Genomic DNA, 17,728 nt, shown 5'->3' with positions numbered 1-17,728 from the left:
GAATATGAACTTCCAGTACCTGTTTTCAAATTTTGAAATTATACCATCATTCATCAATTTCTAATTTTCAAACCATATCTCTTACAGTTTCCATATGTCTTGACTACTGATCCGGTCTTCCAAAGGTGTAAATAAAGTGTGAATTCTACACTTCCATCGTAAAATGGACTGTTTCTTAGAATAGGTAAATATTTTTTCAAAATCTTTTCTTCTGTTGGAAATCAAACATACAAGTTATATTTATCATATTATACTTCTAACAGAAACAAAAGTTACATGCTATTAATGAAGGGTAAAAATGATGAGAAAGGTTATCCGGATTGATAAAAAAATGCAACGGCTATGGAGCCTGCGCAGATACCTGTCACAAAGGTACTATGGAAAGATTATAGAGTAAAAGGAGAATACGAGAATGAATAAAAAAATGTTTTGTTACCAGTGCGAGCAGACCGTAAGTTGTGCCGGCTGTACAGGAAATGCCGGTGTCTGTGGAAAAAAGGCAGATACAGCAAAATTACAGGATGAACTGACAGGTGCATTGATCGGTCTTGCAAGATCTATGGATGACACAACAATGATATCCCAAAATACCTGGCGTATCATCATAGAAGGATTGTTTACTACCGTTACAAATGTAAGTTTTGATAATACAGCCATCGAAAATATGATACAAAAAGTCAGAGCTGAGAAAGAAAGACTGGTTCCTAATTGCAGCAACTGTCAGGCTCCTTGTGGCAGAACAGAGGAATACGATATGCAAAAACTTTGGAATGACGATGAAGATATCCGCTCTTTGAAGTCGCTTATCCTCTTTGGTATTCGTGGAATGGCTGCCTATGCCTATCATGCAAATGTTCTAAATTATGAAGATACTGAAGTAAATCAGTTCTTCCGCGAAGCCCTGTTTAAGATTGGTTATGAAGAAAGTGTGGAAAGACTGCTTCCTACTGTATTGAAAGTAGGAGAAATCAATCTAAAGTGTATGGCACTTCTTGATAAGGCTAATACAGAAACCTATGGAACACCAGAACCAATCGATGTTACACTCACAGTAGAAAAGGGTCCTTTTATTGTCGTAACCGGACATGATCTGAAAGACCTGCAGCTTTTGCTTGAACAGACAGAAGGAAAAGGAATCAACATCTATACTCATGGTGAAATGCTCCCTGCCCATGCCTATCCATTCTTAAAAAAATTCTCACACTTAAAAGGAAATTTTGGAACTGCATGGCAGAATCAGCAGAAAGAGTTTGATCATCTTCCGGCTCCGATTCTTTACACTACCAACTGTTTGATGCCGCCAAAAAGTAGTTATGCTGACAGAGTATTTACAACAGAAGTGGTTGCTTTCCCAGGAGCTGTTCATATCGATGAGAAAAAAGATTTCACGCCAGTTATTGAAAAAGCTTTGGAACTGGGTGGTTACAAAGAAAATCAGATATTTTCTGGTATCAACGGCGGAACAAAAGTGACAACCGGATTTGGTCATGCAGCTATCCTATCTCATGCAAATACTGTAGTAGATGCCGTAAAATCAGGTGCAACCCGCCATTTCTTCCTGGTTGCCGGCTGTGATGGTGCTAAGCCAGGTCGAAACTATTACACAGAATTTGTGAAACAGACACCTTCTGATAGTATTGTCCTCACTCTGGCTTGTGGCAAGTTCCGATTCAATGATCTCAATCTGGGAGAAATCGGCGGGCTGCCACGACTGATGGACATGGGGCAATGTAACGATGCTTATGGTGCAATCCAAGTTGCCGTAGCACTTGCAGATGCATTTGGATGTTCTGTAAATGAGCTTCCGCTTTCCTTCGTTCTCTCCTGGTATGAACAAAAAGCAGTCTGTATCCTGTTAACACTTTTACATCTGGGTATCAAAAACATTCGTCTTGGTCCTTCTCTTCCAGCGTTTTTGTCTCCTAATATTCTGAACTTTCTGGTAGAAAATTATGGTATTTCACCTATTACCACACCAGAAGAAGACATCAAAACGCTACTGAACCATAACAAATAATTTTTATTCTAAAATCCAAATGAATATAAACAATCAACTCAAAATGCCAGAAAAACCGAGGACTATTCCCCGGTTTTTCTTCTTTGCTTAACTATTTATAATCCTTTTACAAACTCAACTGCATTCTTTATATCTTCTTCATCCGGATGCCCTTTTGCAATTCCACCAACCAGTTTAAATGGACCAAATGTATCATAGCCCTTACATCCGAATTTTCCTATCACTTTAGAATGTTTCTTATTTAAAATCTGCTCTATAGATCTGTAATTCGCACTTCCACCATAAGTACAAATCAGAAATATCTTTTTGTCGTCTGGTAGATTCTTCTCTGCAAATTTCAACATTGACTGATGAAATTTTGAAAAATAAATCCCTGATGCAAACCCAATCATATCATAACTACCCAGATCTGCATCTGACTGTTTTACAGCATCAATCAAGTCAACCTGACACTCTTCTGCTATGCTTTTTACTAATTTTTCTGTATTTCCATGATGTACAGATGCATATACGATTGCTTTTCTCATTTTTTTCCTTTCTGCCTGCTCCATCAATCAGGTCATAACTCATATTTTTTCATTTCTTCTACAATTCTATCCAGCATCTGTTCAAACTGACTTTTTGCTTTCGTCTTATTTGCTGCTCCATCATACAGGCTATAATAGAAAAACATATTTGCATAAAATTTAACTGCATTCTCTTCTGGATGATTCATTTTCATATTTTTGAACAGCTCCTTCACGTATTCTGCCGGTCCAGATACGAGATATTGCTGATACAAATTCTGCATCTCTTCACTGCGAAACTGTTCTATTGTCAGCATCTTCCGAAATGATGATGCAAAATCATCCTCTGTCCAGTATTCAAACATAGACTTGCTGTATTCTACAAAATCATCCAATGATACATCCTTATACTCTTCAGGCATACTCTCTTTTTCATCTTCCGGCATATCATAATCTGATGCCTGTTCGCCATCCTGCTGCTCCATGCGCTTAACAATACTGTCAAAAATATCTCTCTTACTTTTGTAGTGTCGGTATAATGCCCCTTTTGTCATGTCAAGCTCTCCTGCTATCTGACTGACTGAGACAGCCTCATAACCATCTCTGGCGAACAGATGCAGTGCCACAATTAATATTTCCTCTTTCCTATTACCCATGTACATTTCCTCCAAAAAATAAACGACTGTTTACTTTTAATGATAGTAAACAGTCGTTTATTTGTCAAGGCTTTTCTTTTTTCCCATCGTTTTCAATAACTGTATTGTTTTCGATTTACCAAATGGGACATATGGTGCAATTTCACTTATCGGTTTTAGCATTATTTTACTTAAGATTTTGTAAATTACTTTTTCATCTTCGGTTAAATTAGCATTGGTTTCAAATACCGGCAACACAATTTTTATAGTATTTTCTGATACTTCAAAATCTGGTTTTACCAAACTCTCTGCATACAAATGTGCAAAAAATCAATCATAAAAATTTACGATTGATTTTAATTCTTATTTCCATGTTTTCCAGATATCAGGATGATATCCAAGCGTAGATTGTTTTCCATTTCGAACCACCGGTGTTTTAATTACCTGGGGATTATCAAGTATCTTTCTAAGTTTATCTTCGTCTGCAATATATTTAATGAGTGCAAGCAAATCCTTATCTTTCCCCTCCCAGTTAACCATATTTTCCAATCCACCATTTACCTGGGCAACAGAATTAAATTCGCCTTTGCTCATTCCTTTGTCCTTCATATCAACAAACTGATACTTAATACCACGTTCTTTGAAAAATCTTTCTGCTTTCTTTGTGTCATTGCACTTCTTCGTGCCAAAAATTTGTATATTCAAATTACTTTCCTCCAAATTATATAATGCCAGCGCCACTATTGGATAGTGAATCCTCTTTCATATTCTCATTTCACTTCTTCTTCATTTTCATCAGTGCAATTAACTTCTTAGCGGCAGATATTGCAAATGCTTCCTCATTAATATGTGCATTCACATCAATTATCTCAACAAGAGGATTGTTTATCACTTTCTTTAATGTAATAAATAATGCTTGATCTTCCTTTGGACCATAATATTTACTGCCTGCCTTATCATTCATTGAAATTCCTCGAATCGGAAGCAATAATGCTGCGTTACTCTTACACTGATTCAGTTTTTCACCAACTTTAATACCAAATGCAATATTTTCCTCTATATTACTTTTTACAACCGTAATAGCCGGATTATGCATATAGACAACTCTATTCTTATATTTTTCCGGGAGACTGCTTCTTTCTCCAAATGTAATCATGTCAGCAGCACCTACGGATACCACCTGAGGAATCCCATTCAACGCCGCTGCATCTAAGCGTTCTGGACCAGCGGCCATAATACCTCCGGCAATTTCATCGATCCATTCTGTTGTTGTCAGATCTAATACACCATCCACAATTCCACTGTTGATTAAAGACTCCATCATCTTACCACCAGTTCCAGAAGCATGAAAAATAATCACTTCGTAGCCTTCCTGTTCCAGATATTCTTTTGCTCTCATAACACATGGAGTCGTTACCCCATACATCGTAGCTGCTATCAGTGGCTTTTTTACTGGAATATCCGTATTCTCATGTTCCACCATACCAACAATCGCATGAACAGCATGTGTTAATACCTGAGAAGAAATACGGTTAATTCCCGCAACATCGACAATAGAAGGCATCATTAAAATATCACTTGTCCCCACATATCTTGATACATCCCCGGATGCCATCGTAGATACCATAATTTTAGGAACGCCTAGAGGCAATAATCTCATGCAGGGAGTCACAAGAGAAGTTCCGCCTGTGCCGCCTAACGCAAGAACCGCATCAAACAGCCTTTCTTCATATAACTTTGGAATTAATGTACAAAGTCCCTTAGCCATCACTTCCATAGCATGTCCCCGGTCTTTTTTCTCCTGTAATTCTGCAATACTTCCCTCTCCCAAAACAGCGACCGAATCATGATCAATATCCGGTGAAAAAGCAGCCTCAAAAATACCAGCATGAATCGTTAACGTTCGTAATCCCAAATTCTCTATTTTATTTTTTACATAGAGATACTCTTCTCCCTTTGTATCAAAAGTACCAATTAAAGCTATCGTTTTCATTTTTTCCTTCTCCAAGAAATCAACTTCTTTCTATAAAAATATCTTAAATGATGTTTAAAAGCGAATGGAAAAGTATGCAAATTGCCTTTTGATTTTTCAAACATACTTTAAGTTCATTATATTATAATTTCTTTGTAATTACTGGGAATAACTCATCGTAATATTGGGAGAAAAAATTGTTTGCATGCTTCAGTAGATAATATAAATATTTTATCAGATATCAAAAACTTCTCCATCCTCTGGAATCCACACATTTCCCTCATAAAATTGTTTTGCTTCTGCGCTATATCGTTCTTTTCGCTTTATCCCTGTCTGATCTTCTGTATGCCAGATCAGCAGATTCTTTACTTTTAAATCTTGTGCAATCATACTTGCTTCTTTCACTGTCTGATGCTGATATTGATATGCATGAAATTTCGGTTCTTCATTAAATAAGCAAAATGCTTCTGATAATAGCCAATCTACCTCCTTACTATATTTTTTACCATTTTCCTTTAACGGTTCATCTCCGGCAAATACTAGCTTCTTCCCATTATCATATTCCATCAGAAAGCCATATTGTTTTGCTTTCGTAGAACCAATATTAAAAAATGTAAAATCATAATTTAAAATATGCCTCTTTTCATGATCTTTTACCACAACAAACTTGATTCTTGTCTCCAAAAAAACCTGACTGCGCTTCTTAAGAATCATGCGGCATACCTGCAATGCCTTCCCCAAGACTTCATCATTTCCATAAAGATAAAAATCCCCTTCATACTCCTCAAGTTCTAATAATTCTGCAATCGTGCGGATTACCCAAATCATCCCTAAAAAATGATCCGTATGTTCATGGGAAAGAAAGGCATGATGCAGATGTTTCCAGTCAAGATTCATAATATCAAATGCCCGCAAGATATCACTACCTCCTGTTCCATCCACAAGAAATAACTGATTGTCTTCTTCAAAGACACAGGATGTATTAATATATTTACTTACCGTTGCTGTTCCGGTACCGATGATGTGCATTTTCATTGAAAAATCTCCTTTTTTCGCAAGGTGTTTCCTAAATATCGCAATATTCCTACGTTTTTACATAAATAATTACTCAAATCGAAATTGAACCACTTTTATGGGAGTGTATATTTTTCTCCATCAAATACTATATTTTCAGCATTTATAAACATTTTATCTGTATAAAGCTCAATACTTAAATTAAATTCTATATTATAACCTTTTAATAATTTAATTTTTTTAATGGAAATTCAATTTTGTCTGTCCCTATATATGACATTTCTACAAAGGGATAATAGTCTAAACTTTCTTTTTCTTTTTTATTTGCACTATGCACAAAGAAAATATTATATATTTTTTCTATTTTCATTTCATGTCTTACCGCTGTATATGGATTAACTATTGATAAATATATTGTCCCTTCCATTATATTATAATTAAATGACCATATCTCGCTTTCCTCTATTTCGTATAATATATCGTCTAAATATAACATTATCATCCTCCTCTATATTTTTAAACATACAATTTTCCACCAATCTTTACTGGGGATGGAATTCTTACATATGTACTATTTTTACTAGATTCTTTATACATTAGTTGACATTACATTATATAATTGCTATTATGCTATTAACAAACAACCAGCAGGTTGCTTTTAAGTTTCCCATTCTGGGGGTTATATCAGTTAATAAATAAGCTGCCTATTCCGCTAAGAACTAAGGGCAGCTTATTTATTTTTCAAATTCAGAATCGAACTATTAATCTATTTCCATTCGTTAATATTTCAGACTGCTACTCCTGCTTCTTTGGCAATTCTTTCTTCAAGTGCCCATAATCCATATTTTTTATTTCCTTTATCTGTGAGGGTTTTATGAAGTTCCAAGCACCTGATCTAAAACAGCAAGTATAATTTTTATATCAATTGGTTTCGTTATGTGTGCATTCATACCTGCTTTAAATGACTTTTCTTTATCTTCTTCAAAAGCATTTGCAGTCATGGCAACGATATTCCTGATAATAGCCATACCAAGTCCTGTCCCTTTAATTCCACTTTGGGTAGATGTCCGTTCTCTTGAAAAGGAATCAAACACATGTGCCTGAAATTCTTCAGACATTCCGATTCCATTATCCCGGATTCTGAATTCAAAGGCAGTAAATCCCTTTCTGTTACATGGTTTCTCGGATACGCGAATATTGACCAACCCACCTACCGGAGTAAATTTAATTGCATTACTTACTATATTTAAAAGAATCTGGTTCAGACGTAATCTGTCAGTGATAACATTCTCATGGACAACATCTTGTGTGTCAATATAAAGATCCTGCTGTTTTTGCCTTATTTGCATGTTCAGCAGAGGCGAGAGCAAGCCGAAGGGCATCTTCCTGCTGCAGTTCCCTTTCTCTCTGGTCTGTCACATCATGTGTCAGAAACAGAATATCTGTCACCCTGCCATCCTTATCACAATTCTGAACAATGGCACTTACTTCTATCCACTGTCTGTCCATGTTACGATAAATATACCGAAGAATCTTATGTTTTTCAAACCGTTCACTGGTCGTGTCAAGATCTGTAAATTCAAGATAGTCATTCTGGCATTCCGGCAGCATATAATTATCATGGATCAGTTTCCTTATCCCACAGACATTCTGGCATTGTTTCAGGACATTTTCCTTATCCGCCTGGATTTTTAACCATTCTACTTTCTGATCTTCCAGATGAACTAAAAATATATTGGTAAATACCATTCCAAGTGCCTTCAATGCTTTTGTAAGCTCCTCATCCCGTTTCTGGCTATAATGAAGTGCGTTTGACAATTCTTCATTCTTCTGCAAGGCACTGACATCCTGATAGGTCACATAGATATATTTTTTCTTTCCAACGATGAGATAGGAAAGGTCTGACTGTATATAAAACCATTTTCCCTGCGGATTTCTTTTTCTGTAAAAAATCCTCCTTGTTTTCTCATGTACTATTAATAATCCAAGTTTGTTTCAAAATAAAAACACTGTCAAAGATGCAATGACTGCTTTTTCTGCAACTGGCTGCCATTTCACTCCACTAGTTTATGAATTACTTTTATCAGTAATTCCACATCAACAGGCTTAGCAACATGTTCATTCATTCCTGCTTCTTTTACTCTTATTCTGTCCTCCGCAAAAGCATTTGCTGTCATTGCAATAATCGGTACCTCCTTTGCATCCGCTCTGTCCAGAGACCTGATCATCTTTGTGGCTTTATAACCATTCATGACCGGCATCATAATGTCCATAAGAATGACATCAAATTCACCAGATCTGCTTTTTTCGAATATCTCAACAGCTTCCTGTCCATTCCATGCTTTGGTCACCTCAGCACCTTCATTCTGAATCGCAAATTCAGCAATTTCCATATTCAGCTCATTATCTTCTGCCAGAAGAATATGCAGTCCCTTTATAGATTTTTCTGATACGTCCTTCTGTTCTTCTCATTTATCCGCATCCAGATCTATTTTGAATGGAACCCGGATCACAAATGTCGTCCCTACGCCTTTTTCACTTTCAAAAGTAATGGCTCCACCCATTTTTTCAACCAGTTTTTTGGTAATAGGCATTCCCAGGCCTGTTCCTGTAAATTTTGTGCGGCTTCCTGGCTGTTCCTGTGCAAATGGTTCAAAAATATGTTTCTGGAACTCCTCAGTCATTCCAATTCCTGTATCCCGGCAGACAAATTCCATTGTTGTCATTTCCGGCTGTTTGGATGGAATCTCCCTGTAGCTGATATAAATATATCCGTTTTCTCTGTTATATTTCACCGCATTTGACAGGATATTCATCATCACACGTTTCACATACTCTGAGCTTCCAATAAAATCTCTGTGTATGATTTCTTTTTTCTCCCACACGATCTGGATATTCTCTTCTGCTGCCATCTGCTCGATTACAACAAATACTTCCCTGAAAATACTGCTCAGATTAAACGGGATCTCTTCCAGAACGATTTCATCAGACTCCATCTTACTCATATCCAGAACATCATTTACCAGTTCCAGTAATAGATTAGATGCCTCTTTCACCTTTATCCTGTATTCTGTCTGCTTCTCCATATCATCTGCATAATGGTCTGCCATATTGACCATGCCGCAGATTCCATTGATCGGAGTCCGGATATCATGGCTCATCCGCTGGAGAAACTCTGTTTTTGCCTCATTGGCGGCTTCTGCCTTTTTTGCTGCTATCAGAAGTTCTGCTTTATATTTTTCATCTTTTTCCTGTTCCTGTTTCCGATGCGCCAGATTGGTTCTGTATGTCCAGAACCAGAATATACTGAACATCAGACAATAAAGAAAAATAACGCTTGTCACACTTAATGGAAGGTTATGAAACACTTCTTTGTCTGGAAGATACGCATAGATATAATAATCCCTATGCTTCAGCATGATTCCGTAACATCCGGTTCCTTCATTCTTCATATGAAAAATGTGCTGACTGTCTATATGCTTTTTCATTGCCTGAACGACTTCGCTACCGGCTGTACTCTGCCCCAGCAGTTTCTCATCGTTGCTGGCAACAACGATTCCCTCGTCTGCAACAATAATCGTTCCATCTTTCTGAGTACTATAGCCATTTAAAAGCCCCTGTATCGTCAGAGTATAGTTTCTGGCAAATTCAGGAGATGTGTAATAATAGATTGCAACGATACCCGGTGCATCTTTTCTGGCACAGGCCGCAATGTCGATATGCGACCCGTCTTCCCTGGTAAACCGTTCCGAATAGCTTCTTTCTTCATATCCGGAAAAATCCATGATAATTTCTTTTTGCAGATACTCTGTAATCTCATTTGCCAGAGATTCATCCGTACTGTATTCACAGTCCGTCTTTCCTTCTGTATCCAGTACAATGATGCCATCCACCCAGAGAGTCTGCAGATTTTCTTTCAGGAAATCCTCGCTTAGCTGTCCGCCGTTTTCTGTTTCTATAGCGATATTTGTACTCATCTGTCTGGCACTTTCAATCGCACGTAGGAGACTTTTGGATTCCGAAGATTCATTATAATGGGTGTAGGTGGAACACTGCACTTTCACATAGTTTACAATCTCCACCATTCTTTTCTCTGCTTCCGTTTTTTCCACATGAAAAAAATAAAACAAAGAGACTACAGCCACACAGATTCCAATCAGACCTCCGATCAGCTGGATTCGTTTTTCTTTTTTCCTTCTCTTAATATCCAAGATCATCCACCTCCAGATACTTTTCCGGATTATCCAGATATTTTTCAATGATTTTCAGAGATGTGCCATCCTGACGCATATCTTCCAGCATCTGGTTCATCTGCTCGCAGATTCCTCTGTCATCATCTTTTGCAAAAGCAACTCCTATCCCCACGACCATCAGTGGTTCTTCCAGGATACGGAAACTTGTATCATAATCCTTCATGTACTGGATAACAGATTCCTCATGTGCGCCAACCGCATCTACATAGCCTTTCCCCAGAAACGTATAGATTAGTTCCCGGTGTCCGAGACTGATCAGATTTCCCAGTTTGGGAATTCTTTCATCTGTCCGTTTCAGAAAGATGCCTTGTGGTTTGGTTGTAGACTGGACAGCCAGGTTCTTTCCCTCCAGGTCACTCAGTTTATAAATATCACTATTCTCATTTACAGCAGCCACCTGACGGCTTGCTATATATGGTCCTGCCCAGCGGTAATCGTCAAGGCGTCCTTCCATGGAAAAACAACCCATGATACAGTCAATCTCTCCGCTCTCCACCAGTTCTTTTTTCTTCTCCCAGTTAATCTGGACAACCTCCACCTGATATCCCATTCTTTTAAATGCTTCTGTAGCCAGTTCTACATCTATGCCTGTCGGTACACCATCCTCATTCAGATAATTGTATGGTGGATAGTTGTCGCTGCCGAGGGTAATGACTGGCTTTTCTGTTTCTTTTTTACCATTGTCTGTGTTTTTACACCCTGTAAGGGTGACTGCTAAAATTCCCGCAAGCAAAATGCCTGCAATCACTCTTTTTCCTTTCATTTTTCTTCCATCCCTGCACTTTTCTTGTACTTTCCTGTTTTCCATTTATTATAGTTAATTGCCCCGAAATTACATAACAATTAGTGTACATATCTCAAAATTGTTTTTATAACTTCATCGATCACAATCGGTTTTGACAAATGTGCGTTCATTCCTGCTTCCATACATCTTTTTGCATCTTCCCTGAATGCATTTGCAGTCATAGCAATGATAGGGATTGTTTTTGCATCCTGCCGTTCCAGGGATCTTATTGTTTTTGTGGCAGTAAGCCCATCCATCACCGGCATCATGACATCCATTAAAATAACATCGTATGTTCCTGATTCGCAGGCTTCAAAGTGCTGAACAGCTTCTAACCCATTTTTCACTGTTTCTACTTTAGCCCCATTTTCTGTCAGCATAAATTCTGCTATTTCCGCATTCAGCTCATTATCTTCAACCAATAATATCCGGACACCTGATATATCTGTATTGAAATCTTCTTTTTCTTCCGGTCGTGCATTCGTATCAATTTTAAATGGAAGTATTACAGTAAAACAGCTTCCTTCACCAAGCTTGCTTTCAACTGTTATGGTTCCACCCATCTTTTCTACAAGTTGTTTCACAATAGGCATTCCCAGACCTGTCCCATTATAATCAGAACGTGGGGAATTATCTGCCTGCACAAATGGAGTAAATAATTTATTTTTTATAAATTCTTCTGACATTCCAATTCCATTATCTCTTATTTTAAATTCACATGTCATGTGATCTTCTGATCTTTCAATCGTTCTCATACTCATGTAAATAGAACCATTCACCTTATTGTACTTCATACTGTTTGTAAACAGATTCATCAATACTTTTTTCAGATGAACTGCATTGCTCCAAACATATATACCACTGTAATCATCATGTTCTCCTATAACATGAAGTCCTTTTTCTTCTGCCTGAAAAGATAGTGACTCCGTGATTTCTTTACATACCTGATCCAGATTGATGGATTCATCACTAAAAACCACGGTATCCGATTCTAACTTTGCCATATCCAAAACATCATTTACCAATGATAATAGCAGTTTCGAAGACTCATTTATTTTATTCAGGCAATCTTTTGCCCGCTCACCATCATTTCCGCTTTTTTCAAGAATTGTAAGCATGCCAATAATGCCATTGATCGGTGTCCTGATGTCATGAGACATGTTATTTAAAAAGGAAGTCTTAGCCTTATTGGCACTCTGTGCTTCTACAAGTGCATTATGTAATTCCTGCTGTTTTTCTTCAAGCTCCTGATTCAGCTTCAATGCCTGCTCAGCAGACTTCTTGGATTTTTCTTCCGCACGTTTTGATTTTTTCAAAGAATCAAGAATTATACACAGGACAACAAAAATAAAGATTCCAACTATGAGTGAAAACATCAGTAAATTATCTTGAATAAAATCCTTCGCTGTAACTTTTCGTAAAGAAGCATTATACGAAACTACTGCACCTGAAAATTGAGCTGTAGGCATAGATGTCAGTGTTTTATTCAGAATGGACAAAAGAACCGGTTCTCCCTGCTGAACAGCAAATGAAACATCAGCTTCTTTTGTCAGGAAAACACTATGAAGCTTATTATTTTTCAAATAGTCTGAAACAGTACCTGAATCTCTTACAATACAATCCGTCTCCCCTTTCTGCATTGCTTTTACTGCTGCATCTGATGTCCCATATTCTATAATCTCCCATTGTGGATAATTGTATGAAAGATATGCCTTCAATGCAAAATTATCTTTTTCAACGGCAACTATATTCTCTTTATTTTCATCAAAAGAATCCTTTGCCGTAATTGCTGCCATATTGAGAGTCAATAGAGTATCCGACAAAGCAAATCCATTTGTTTCTGCAAAGTATGGATTCTGGTTTGCATGAAAAATCAGGTCTATTTTTCCATCCTGCAATGCCTGAAGCAGTTCACTTCTTGTATCATATCCATTTAATTCAAATTCCAGAGTCTGACCTTGCAGACAATTTTCTGCAAGATCCACATAATCTGTGATAACACCTGTCAATTTGCCTGTTGATGGATCTACACTACTGATACCGCCATCCTGATTCAGATACCCTATCCTGATTGCTCCATGCTGCCCGATCCACTCCCTTTCTTCTTTTGAAAGAAACGAGCTGCTCTGTGCAGAAAGATAACGCCTGTAGAGATCATCAGTGTAAAATGGATTGTCATCCTTGATTCTGCGCATAGCACTATCCAGTGCTTCTTTGATATCCGGACGTCTGGGATTTATGGCAAAATAGATTTCTGTCTCTCCAATACTTGTAACAGGCGAAATATCTGATTCTTCCCAACGGGATTCTTCTACTGAAACGAAGCAGTCAATTTCATGTTTCGACAGTTTGTCCATAACTTCTGCGGTATTAGAAGCATTGACATGCTGCGTATGCAGACCATACTTTAACTCCCATTCGTTAAGCAGATCCTCCGGTATATGATCTTTCAACACATCAATATTTTTTCCCTCAAAAGAATCCAGATTTCCTGCTGTAAGATCCATATTGGATGCATCCATATAGATGTAATATTTCTCTTCCCCCATAGGCATATCGGAAAAAAGCATATTTTCAGCACGTTCGTCTGTATAGGAAATGCCACCAAGAATATCAATCTCTCCATTTTCCAACTGTGTAAAGCAATCTTCCCAATTACTTGTTATGTATTCATAGCTCCAACCTGCATAACCTGCTATATCTTGAAGATACTCATAACCATATCCTCTTCTTTCCCCCTTTTCATTGACGTATTATAAGTTTCTTCAAAAGATCCTACCCGGATAACATTGTCAGAGTTTTCTTTGGCAAATGTAGGAACGGATAAAACAATAAAACATATAATTGTGCAAAATATAATGTAACAAAATTTGAAATTCATTATATTCTGTACTAATTTGCACTTCTTCATCTTTCTCCCATCCTCTAGGCTACAATTGCTTGCTTGCTTGCTTGCTTCCAGATTTTAATTTTACATTCATTAATTGTCAATAACCTCCCCGCTATTTTTCACAATATTTTTCCAAACAGCTTCTGTATTACTTATTCAAGTGCTCTACCATAAAAAAGCACTGCCAAACAGACAGTGCACCTCATTTCATGCAACTGGCTGCCATTTTACAGGCCCAGTAGCTTTGCGTCCCAGACTTTCATCTGGTTTGTCGATTTCCTTATTATTTTTAAACTTTTGCAAAAAAACTGGTTTTATTATACTATGGTTCTCTACTGTATACAAGAAAAACATTACCGTTTTAACACCCGAAAATCAAAAAAGAACAGCCGATACATATACTCGAACTGTTCTTCTACTTTCGAAGTCCACGAAGCATTGACATTACTGTTTCCTGCTCCCGTCTTTGACAGTTTGTAAAAGAAAAAATCGCTGCAACCCTTGTATTTACTGAGCTGTGGCGATTTTTCTCATTGTCACAAAGTATGGTAATTTATTCTTTTCTTTTACTTTTTTTCTGGATTGTTTTCATTCTGCTTTTCGTTATAAATTGATAGTCCGTTCGAAAGCCGCAGGCTTCATGAAGATCATCAGTAATGGCTTCCCGTTTGTATAAAGCTATAAATCCTTGTTCCTGAATCTCTGCAAAATTCATTGCTTTTAATGTATCTAATAATTCCTCACAAGTATATTTATAGTTCAATTTTCTCTCAAGGAAACGATAGATCATTAATGCCAGAAAACAGATCAGAAAATGTGCTTTGATCCGGTTTTCATCCCGCAGATAAACAGGTCTTGCGGAAAAGTCTGTTTTCATGATCCGGAAACATTCTTCGATCTGCCATCTTCCTTCACTTACTTTTAAAATATCGCTGACTTCATCGTCTAACAGGTCCGTGTATACTGCATAAAGTCCATCATACTGGCTTTCTTCAGAAATCTTATGTTCATCAAGATAATGCTGGATATTGGCAGTCTCACCTTCTTTTGTAACTGCTGTTGTTCCAATAAATCTGGCTGGATTGTTTGGGTTCCTGCGGTTCTTTTTTGTGTTCCCGGAATCCAGCACCGCTTGTGCACGTTCTATCTGTTTGCTACGGATGGATTTCTGGTAAAAGGCATATTTAGGGGAATAAGTAATGATCAAACACTGCTGTAACTTTTTAGTGGTATATGGTTCGTCTTTGTAATAAAGTCCTTTGTCGTCTTCGGGCAGTTTTGAGATATCAACAGGTTTGTCATCAGATACCCTTTTGAATCCCTGCGGGCTTAAAGCCCATTCTTTTTCTTCTTTTTTCAGCTTTTTAATAGACCGGGTCACAATATAGGCCCGTTCCCCCATATGGTTATATTCCCTGATAGATTCGGATCCCAGACCTGCATCGCTACAGTAAATAAATTTCTGACATTCAAAATCTTCAAGGATCTTTTGCTCTAATGGTTTCAGGGATGTCTGTTCGTTTGAATTCCCTGAAAAGAGGGAGAAAGCAAGGGGAATCCCATCCCCGTCCATAAACAGGCCCATCTGAATGATCGGGTTGGGTCTGTGTTCTTTGCTTTTTCCATACTTTTTAATTCCATCTTCCTGTTCGATCTCAAAGTAATAATTGGAACAGTCACAATAAAAGATCTTGTCATTCCTTTTTCCAAGAAAGTGGCTGTTTTTGTAAACGTCAGCCTGAATAAGGTCACATTCGCTGCCAAGAACATCTAATGCCCTGTATACATCATGAAGCTCATAAGAAGGCTTTTCTAAAAACTCATGTGCTATCCTGAATGAAGAACGCTTACTGCATGGATCCAGGATCCTTGTATAGATCAGATCAGAAAGGATCGCATTGATATCGTATTTAAATTTATATTTTTGTTTTAATTTCCTACAGACTTTATTCATCTGCAGCTGATAATAAACAGACTGTGGAAAGAGATAACCTCCACGGAAAAAGACCTGTTTATCATAGTCCAGCGGCCTGCGACTATTTTTTGCGATATGTAACTGTCAAACTCCCGATTGTATGTTATAATATTTTTGAAGTAGAAAAATTAGCAAAGTAATAGGAGGCTACTATGGTTATTGAGAATAATCCCAAAGAACTTGCTGCTATGAAGAAATTTCATGAAGGAAACAGAGCAGAAGGATTAAAACTGCAGGAGGAGTTTGCTTCAGAGTTTCGTGAAGAATATAAAGATAAAGATCATTGTCCCTGTAAGAAAGCCTGTCGTTATCATGGAAATTGTAAGGAATGCGTGGCGATTCACAGGGCTCATCAGGAACATGTTCCAAACTGTATGCGGCCGATGTTGAATAGGAAGATTAAGATACTTTCTGAGTTAACGGAACATACTCTTGCTAATGAGATAGAACCTCCTAAAGAACATTTGAGAAAAGAGTTTCTCTAGAATGTGTTTGAAAAGTAATTAGAACTCCTTGGTGATTTAATTGTTAGGTGTTTTAAAAAGTATTTAAAGAGTAAAAGTTCATGGACATCAAACTTGCAGAATTGTCATAATTAGTTAGAAAAAGGAAATAAAGTTATGTTTCGAAAGATGAGAAGATTTAAACAGCAGTTAGAACAAAAAGAGTGTATAGAGGTGTTAAAAAGTCAGCCAAGAGGTGTTCTTTCAATATTAGGTGAGGACGGTTATCCTTATGGTATTCCAATTGATTACTGGTACTGTGAGGAGGAGAATCGAATTTATTTTCATGGAGCGAAGGAAGGACATAAGATTGATGCAATAAAAGAATGTGATAAAGCATCTTTTTGCGTTTATGACGAGGGATACCGAGAAGAAGGGGAATGGGCATTAAATATAAAAAGTGTTATTATTTTTGGAAGAATTCGTTTGGTTGAAGAACAGGAAAAATCTCTGTCTATTTGTAGAGAACTTTGCTTTAAGTTTACAGATGATGAAGAATATATTCAAAAAGAAATAGAAAATGCTGGTAAAAGAGTACAATGCTTAGAGTTAATACCAGAGCACATGACAGGAAAGCTGGTAAAAGAATCATAATTTTTTCTTTTGTTTAAAAAGTATTGTTTGCCAATCGCTTGATAAAAAACTCAATTAGTGTATTTTAAAAGGAAAAGCAGTTGATGAAAGAGGGGGTTAAACAATGAAAGAGAAGAAATATGTTGCTGAGAAAATAGACAATTTCTAGGCAGAAATTCCTGTAGAAGAATATATATTATCTCCCCTCCCTACAATAAAATTATACTGAATAATATTAATATAGTCAATAAAAATAAAAAAATATATATAATATATAATAATTTCTTATAATTTATTGAGACTGTAATTAATTCTGTGTAAACTCTAAAAGAGCTGTATATCCTCTTGGATTGATGTTAAAATAAATATCAATTCAGGAGGATTTTTTATGGCACGAAGAAGAAAAATGGATCCAGAACGCAAAGCGTTCATCAATAGCTTGTTGGAACACTATCAACCAAAGGATGCTCAGGATATCTAGGACATGCTCAAGGATTTGTTAGGCGAAACGCTGCAAGGTATGTTAGAAGCTGAAATGGATGATCACCTTGGATATTCCAAGTATGACTACAAGAACAAAGAGACAGACGATAGCCGTAATGGTTA

The 17,728-nt window shown here is 37.1% G+C and carries 13 protein-coding genes, 3 pseudogenes and 1 riboswitch; of the genes and pseudogenes, 3 read left to right on the top strand and 13 right to left on the bottom strand.

Annotation, left to right across the window (positions count from 1 at the left end; genetic code table 11):
* Positions 1-412: 412 nt before the first annotated feature.
* Positions 413-2,017: a hydroxylamine reductase gene (gene hcp / locus FYJ25_RS06355; RefSeq protein WP_154580823.1), complete on the top strand. Its 1,605-nt coding sequence runs from the start codon at positions 413-415 to the stop codon at positions 2,015-2,017.
* 95 nt (positions 2,018-2,112) lie between these two features.
* Here the strand turns inward: hcp and FYJ25_RS06350 are convergent, their stop codons facing one another.
* The 13 genes and pseudogenes from FYJ25_RS06350 to FYJ25_RS06290 form a co-directional block, all read right to left on the bottom strand.
* The gene (locus FYJ25_RS06350; protein ID WP_154580822.1) at positions 2,113-2,544 is read right to left on the bottom strand and encodes a flavodoxin family protein; all 432 of its coding nucleotides are present in this window, start codon (positions 2,542-2,544) and stop codon (positions 2,113-2,115) included.
* A 32-nt stretch (positions 2,545-2,576) separates the two neighbouring features.
* A complete protein-coding gene (locus tag FYJ25_RS06345) occupies positions 2,577-3,179 on the bottom strand; it encodes a TetR/AcrR family transcriptional regulator (protein ID WP_154580821.1) in 603 nt (200 codons plus the stop codon).
* A 57-nt stretch (positions 3,180-3,236) separates the two neighbouring features.
* Positions 3,237-3,461, bottom strand: a complete 225-nt coding sequence (locus FYJ25_RS06340) for a hypothetical protein (protein ID WP_243145693.1) — start codon at positions 3,459-3,461, stop codon at positions 3,237-3,239.
* A 60-nt stretch (positions 3,462-3,521) separates the two neighbouring features.
* A complete protein-coding gene (locus FYJ25_RS06335) occupies positions 3,522-3,863 on the bottom strand; it encodes an arsenate reductase family protein (RefSeq protein WP_096240056.1) in 342 nt (113 codons plus the stop codon).
* 70 nt (positions 3,864-3,933) lie between these two features.
* A complete protein-coding gene (locus FYJ25_RS06330; protein ID WP_154580820.1) occupies positions 3,934-5,151 on the bottom strand; it encodes a Tm-1-like ATP-binding domain-containing protein in 1,218 nt (405 codons plus the stop codon).
* A gap of 213 nt (positions 5,152-5,364) precedes the next feature.
* Positions 5,365-6,165 carry an MBL fold metallo-hydrolase gene (locus FYJ25_RS06325; protein ID WP_021906498.1) on the bottom strand — a complete coding sequence of 267 codons (801 nt, stop codon included), beginning with the start codon at positions 6,163-6,165 and terminating at the stop codon, positions 5,365-5,367.
* A 95-nt stretch (positions 6,166-6,260) separates the two neighbouring features.
* Positions 6,261-6,571, bottom strand: a pseudogene (locus FYJ25_RS06320) (YxiG family protein).
* Positions 6,572-7,016: 445 nt separating this feature from the next.
* Positions 7,017-7,493, bottom strand: a complete 477-nt coding sequence (locus FYJ25_RS06315) for an ATP-binding response regulator (protein WP_243145692.1) — start codon at positions 7,491-7,493, stop codon at positions 7,017-7,019.
* Positions 7,456-7,980 carry a hypothetical protein gene (locus FYJ25_RS06310; RefSeq protein ID WP_154580817.1) on the bottom strand — a complete coding sequence of 175 codons (525 nt, stop codon included), beginning with the start codon at positions 7,978-7,980 and terminating at the stop codon, positions 7,456-7,458. Before FYJ25_RS06310 ends, FYJ25_RS06315 begins: the two co-directional genes overlap by 38 nt.
* 218 nt (positions 7,981-8,198) lie before the next feature.
* Positions 8,199-10,361, bottom strand: a pseudogene (locus tag FYJ25_RS06305) (ATP-binding response regulator).
* Complete coding sequence (locus FYJ25_RS06300) at positions 10,345-11,160, bottom strand: substrate-binding periplasmic protein (protein WP_154580816.1); 816 nt, start codon at positions 11,158-11,160, stop codon at positions 10,345-10,347. Before FYJ25_RS06300 ends, FYJ25_RS06305 begins: the two are co-directional and overlap by 17 nt.
* Before the next feature lie 80 nt (positions 11,161-11,240).
* A complete protein-coding gene (locus FYJ25_RS14980) occupies positions 11,241-13,880 on the bottom strand; it encodes a response regulator (protein WP_334296209.1) in 2,640 nt (879 codons plus the stop codon).
* Positions 13,881-14,278: 398 nt separating this feature from the next.
* Positions 14,279-14,354: riboswitch (cyclic di-GMP riboswitch) on the bottom strand.
* A gap of 270 nt (positions 14,355-14,624) precedes the next feature.
* A pseudogene (locus FYJ25_RS06290) lies at positions 14,625-16,103 on the bottom strand (IS1634 family transposase); the annotation flags it as partial.
* A gap of 95 nt (positions 16,104-16,198) precedes the next feature.
* Between FYJ25_RS06290 and FYJ25_RS06285 the strand changes: the two are divergent.
* Together FYJ25_RS06285 and FYJ25_RS06280 are read left to right on the top strand one after the other, a co-directional pair.
* On the top strand, positions 16,199-16,531 hold the full coding sequence (locus FYJ25_RS06285; RefSeq protein ID WP_005350571.1) for a hypothetical protein: 333 nt from the start codon (positions 16,199-16,201) through the stop codon (positions 16,529-16,531).
* A 135-nt stretch (positions 16,532-16,666) separates the two neighbouring features.
* On the top strand, positions 16,667-17,143 hold the full coding sequence (locus tag FYJ25_RS06280; RefSeq protein WP_096240074.1) for a pyridoxamine 5'-phosphate oxidase family protein: 477 nt from the start codon (positions 16,667-16,669) through the stop codon (positions 17,141-17,143).
* The last annotated feature ends 585 nt before the right edge of the window (positions 17,144-17,728 follow it).

It is taken from the genome of Anaerobutyricum soehngenii (assembly GCF_009697165.1).
Taxonomy (GTDB): domain Bacteria; phylum Bacillota; class Clostridia; order Lachnospirales; family Lachnospiraceae; genus Anaerobutyricum; species Anaerobutyricum soehngenii.
This window is presented reverse-complemented; position numbering and strand designations above follow the sequence as displayed.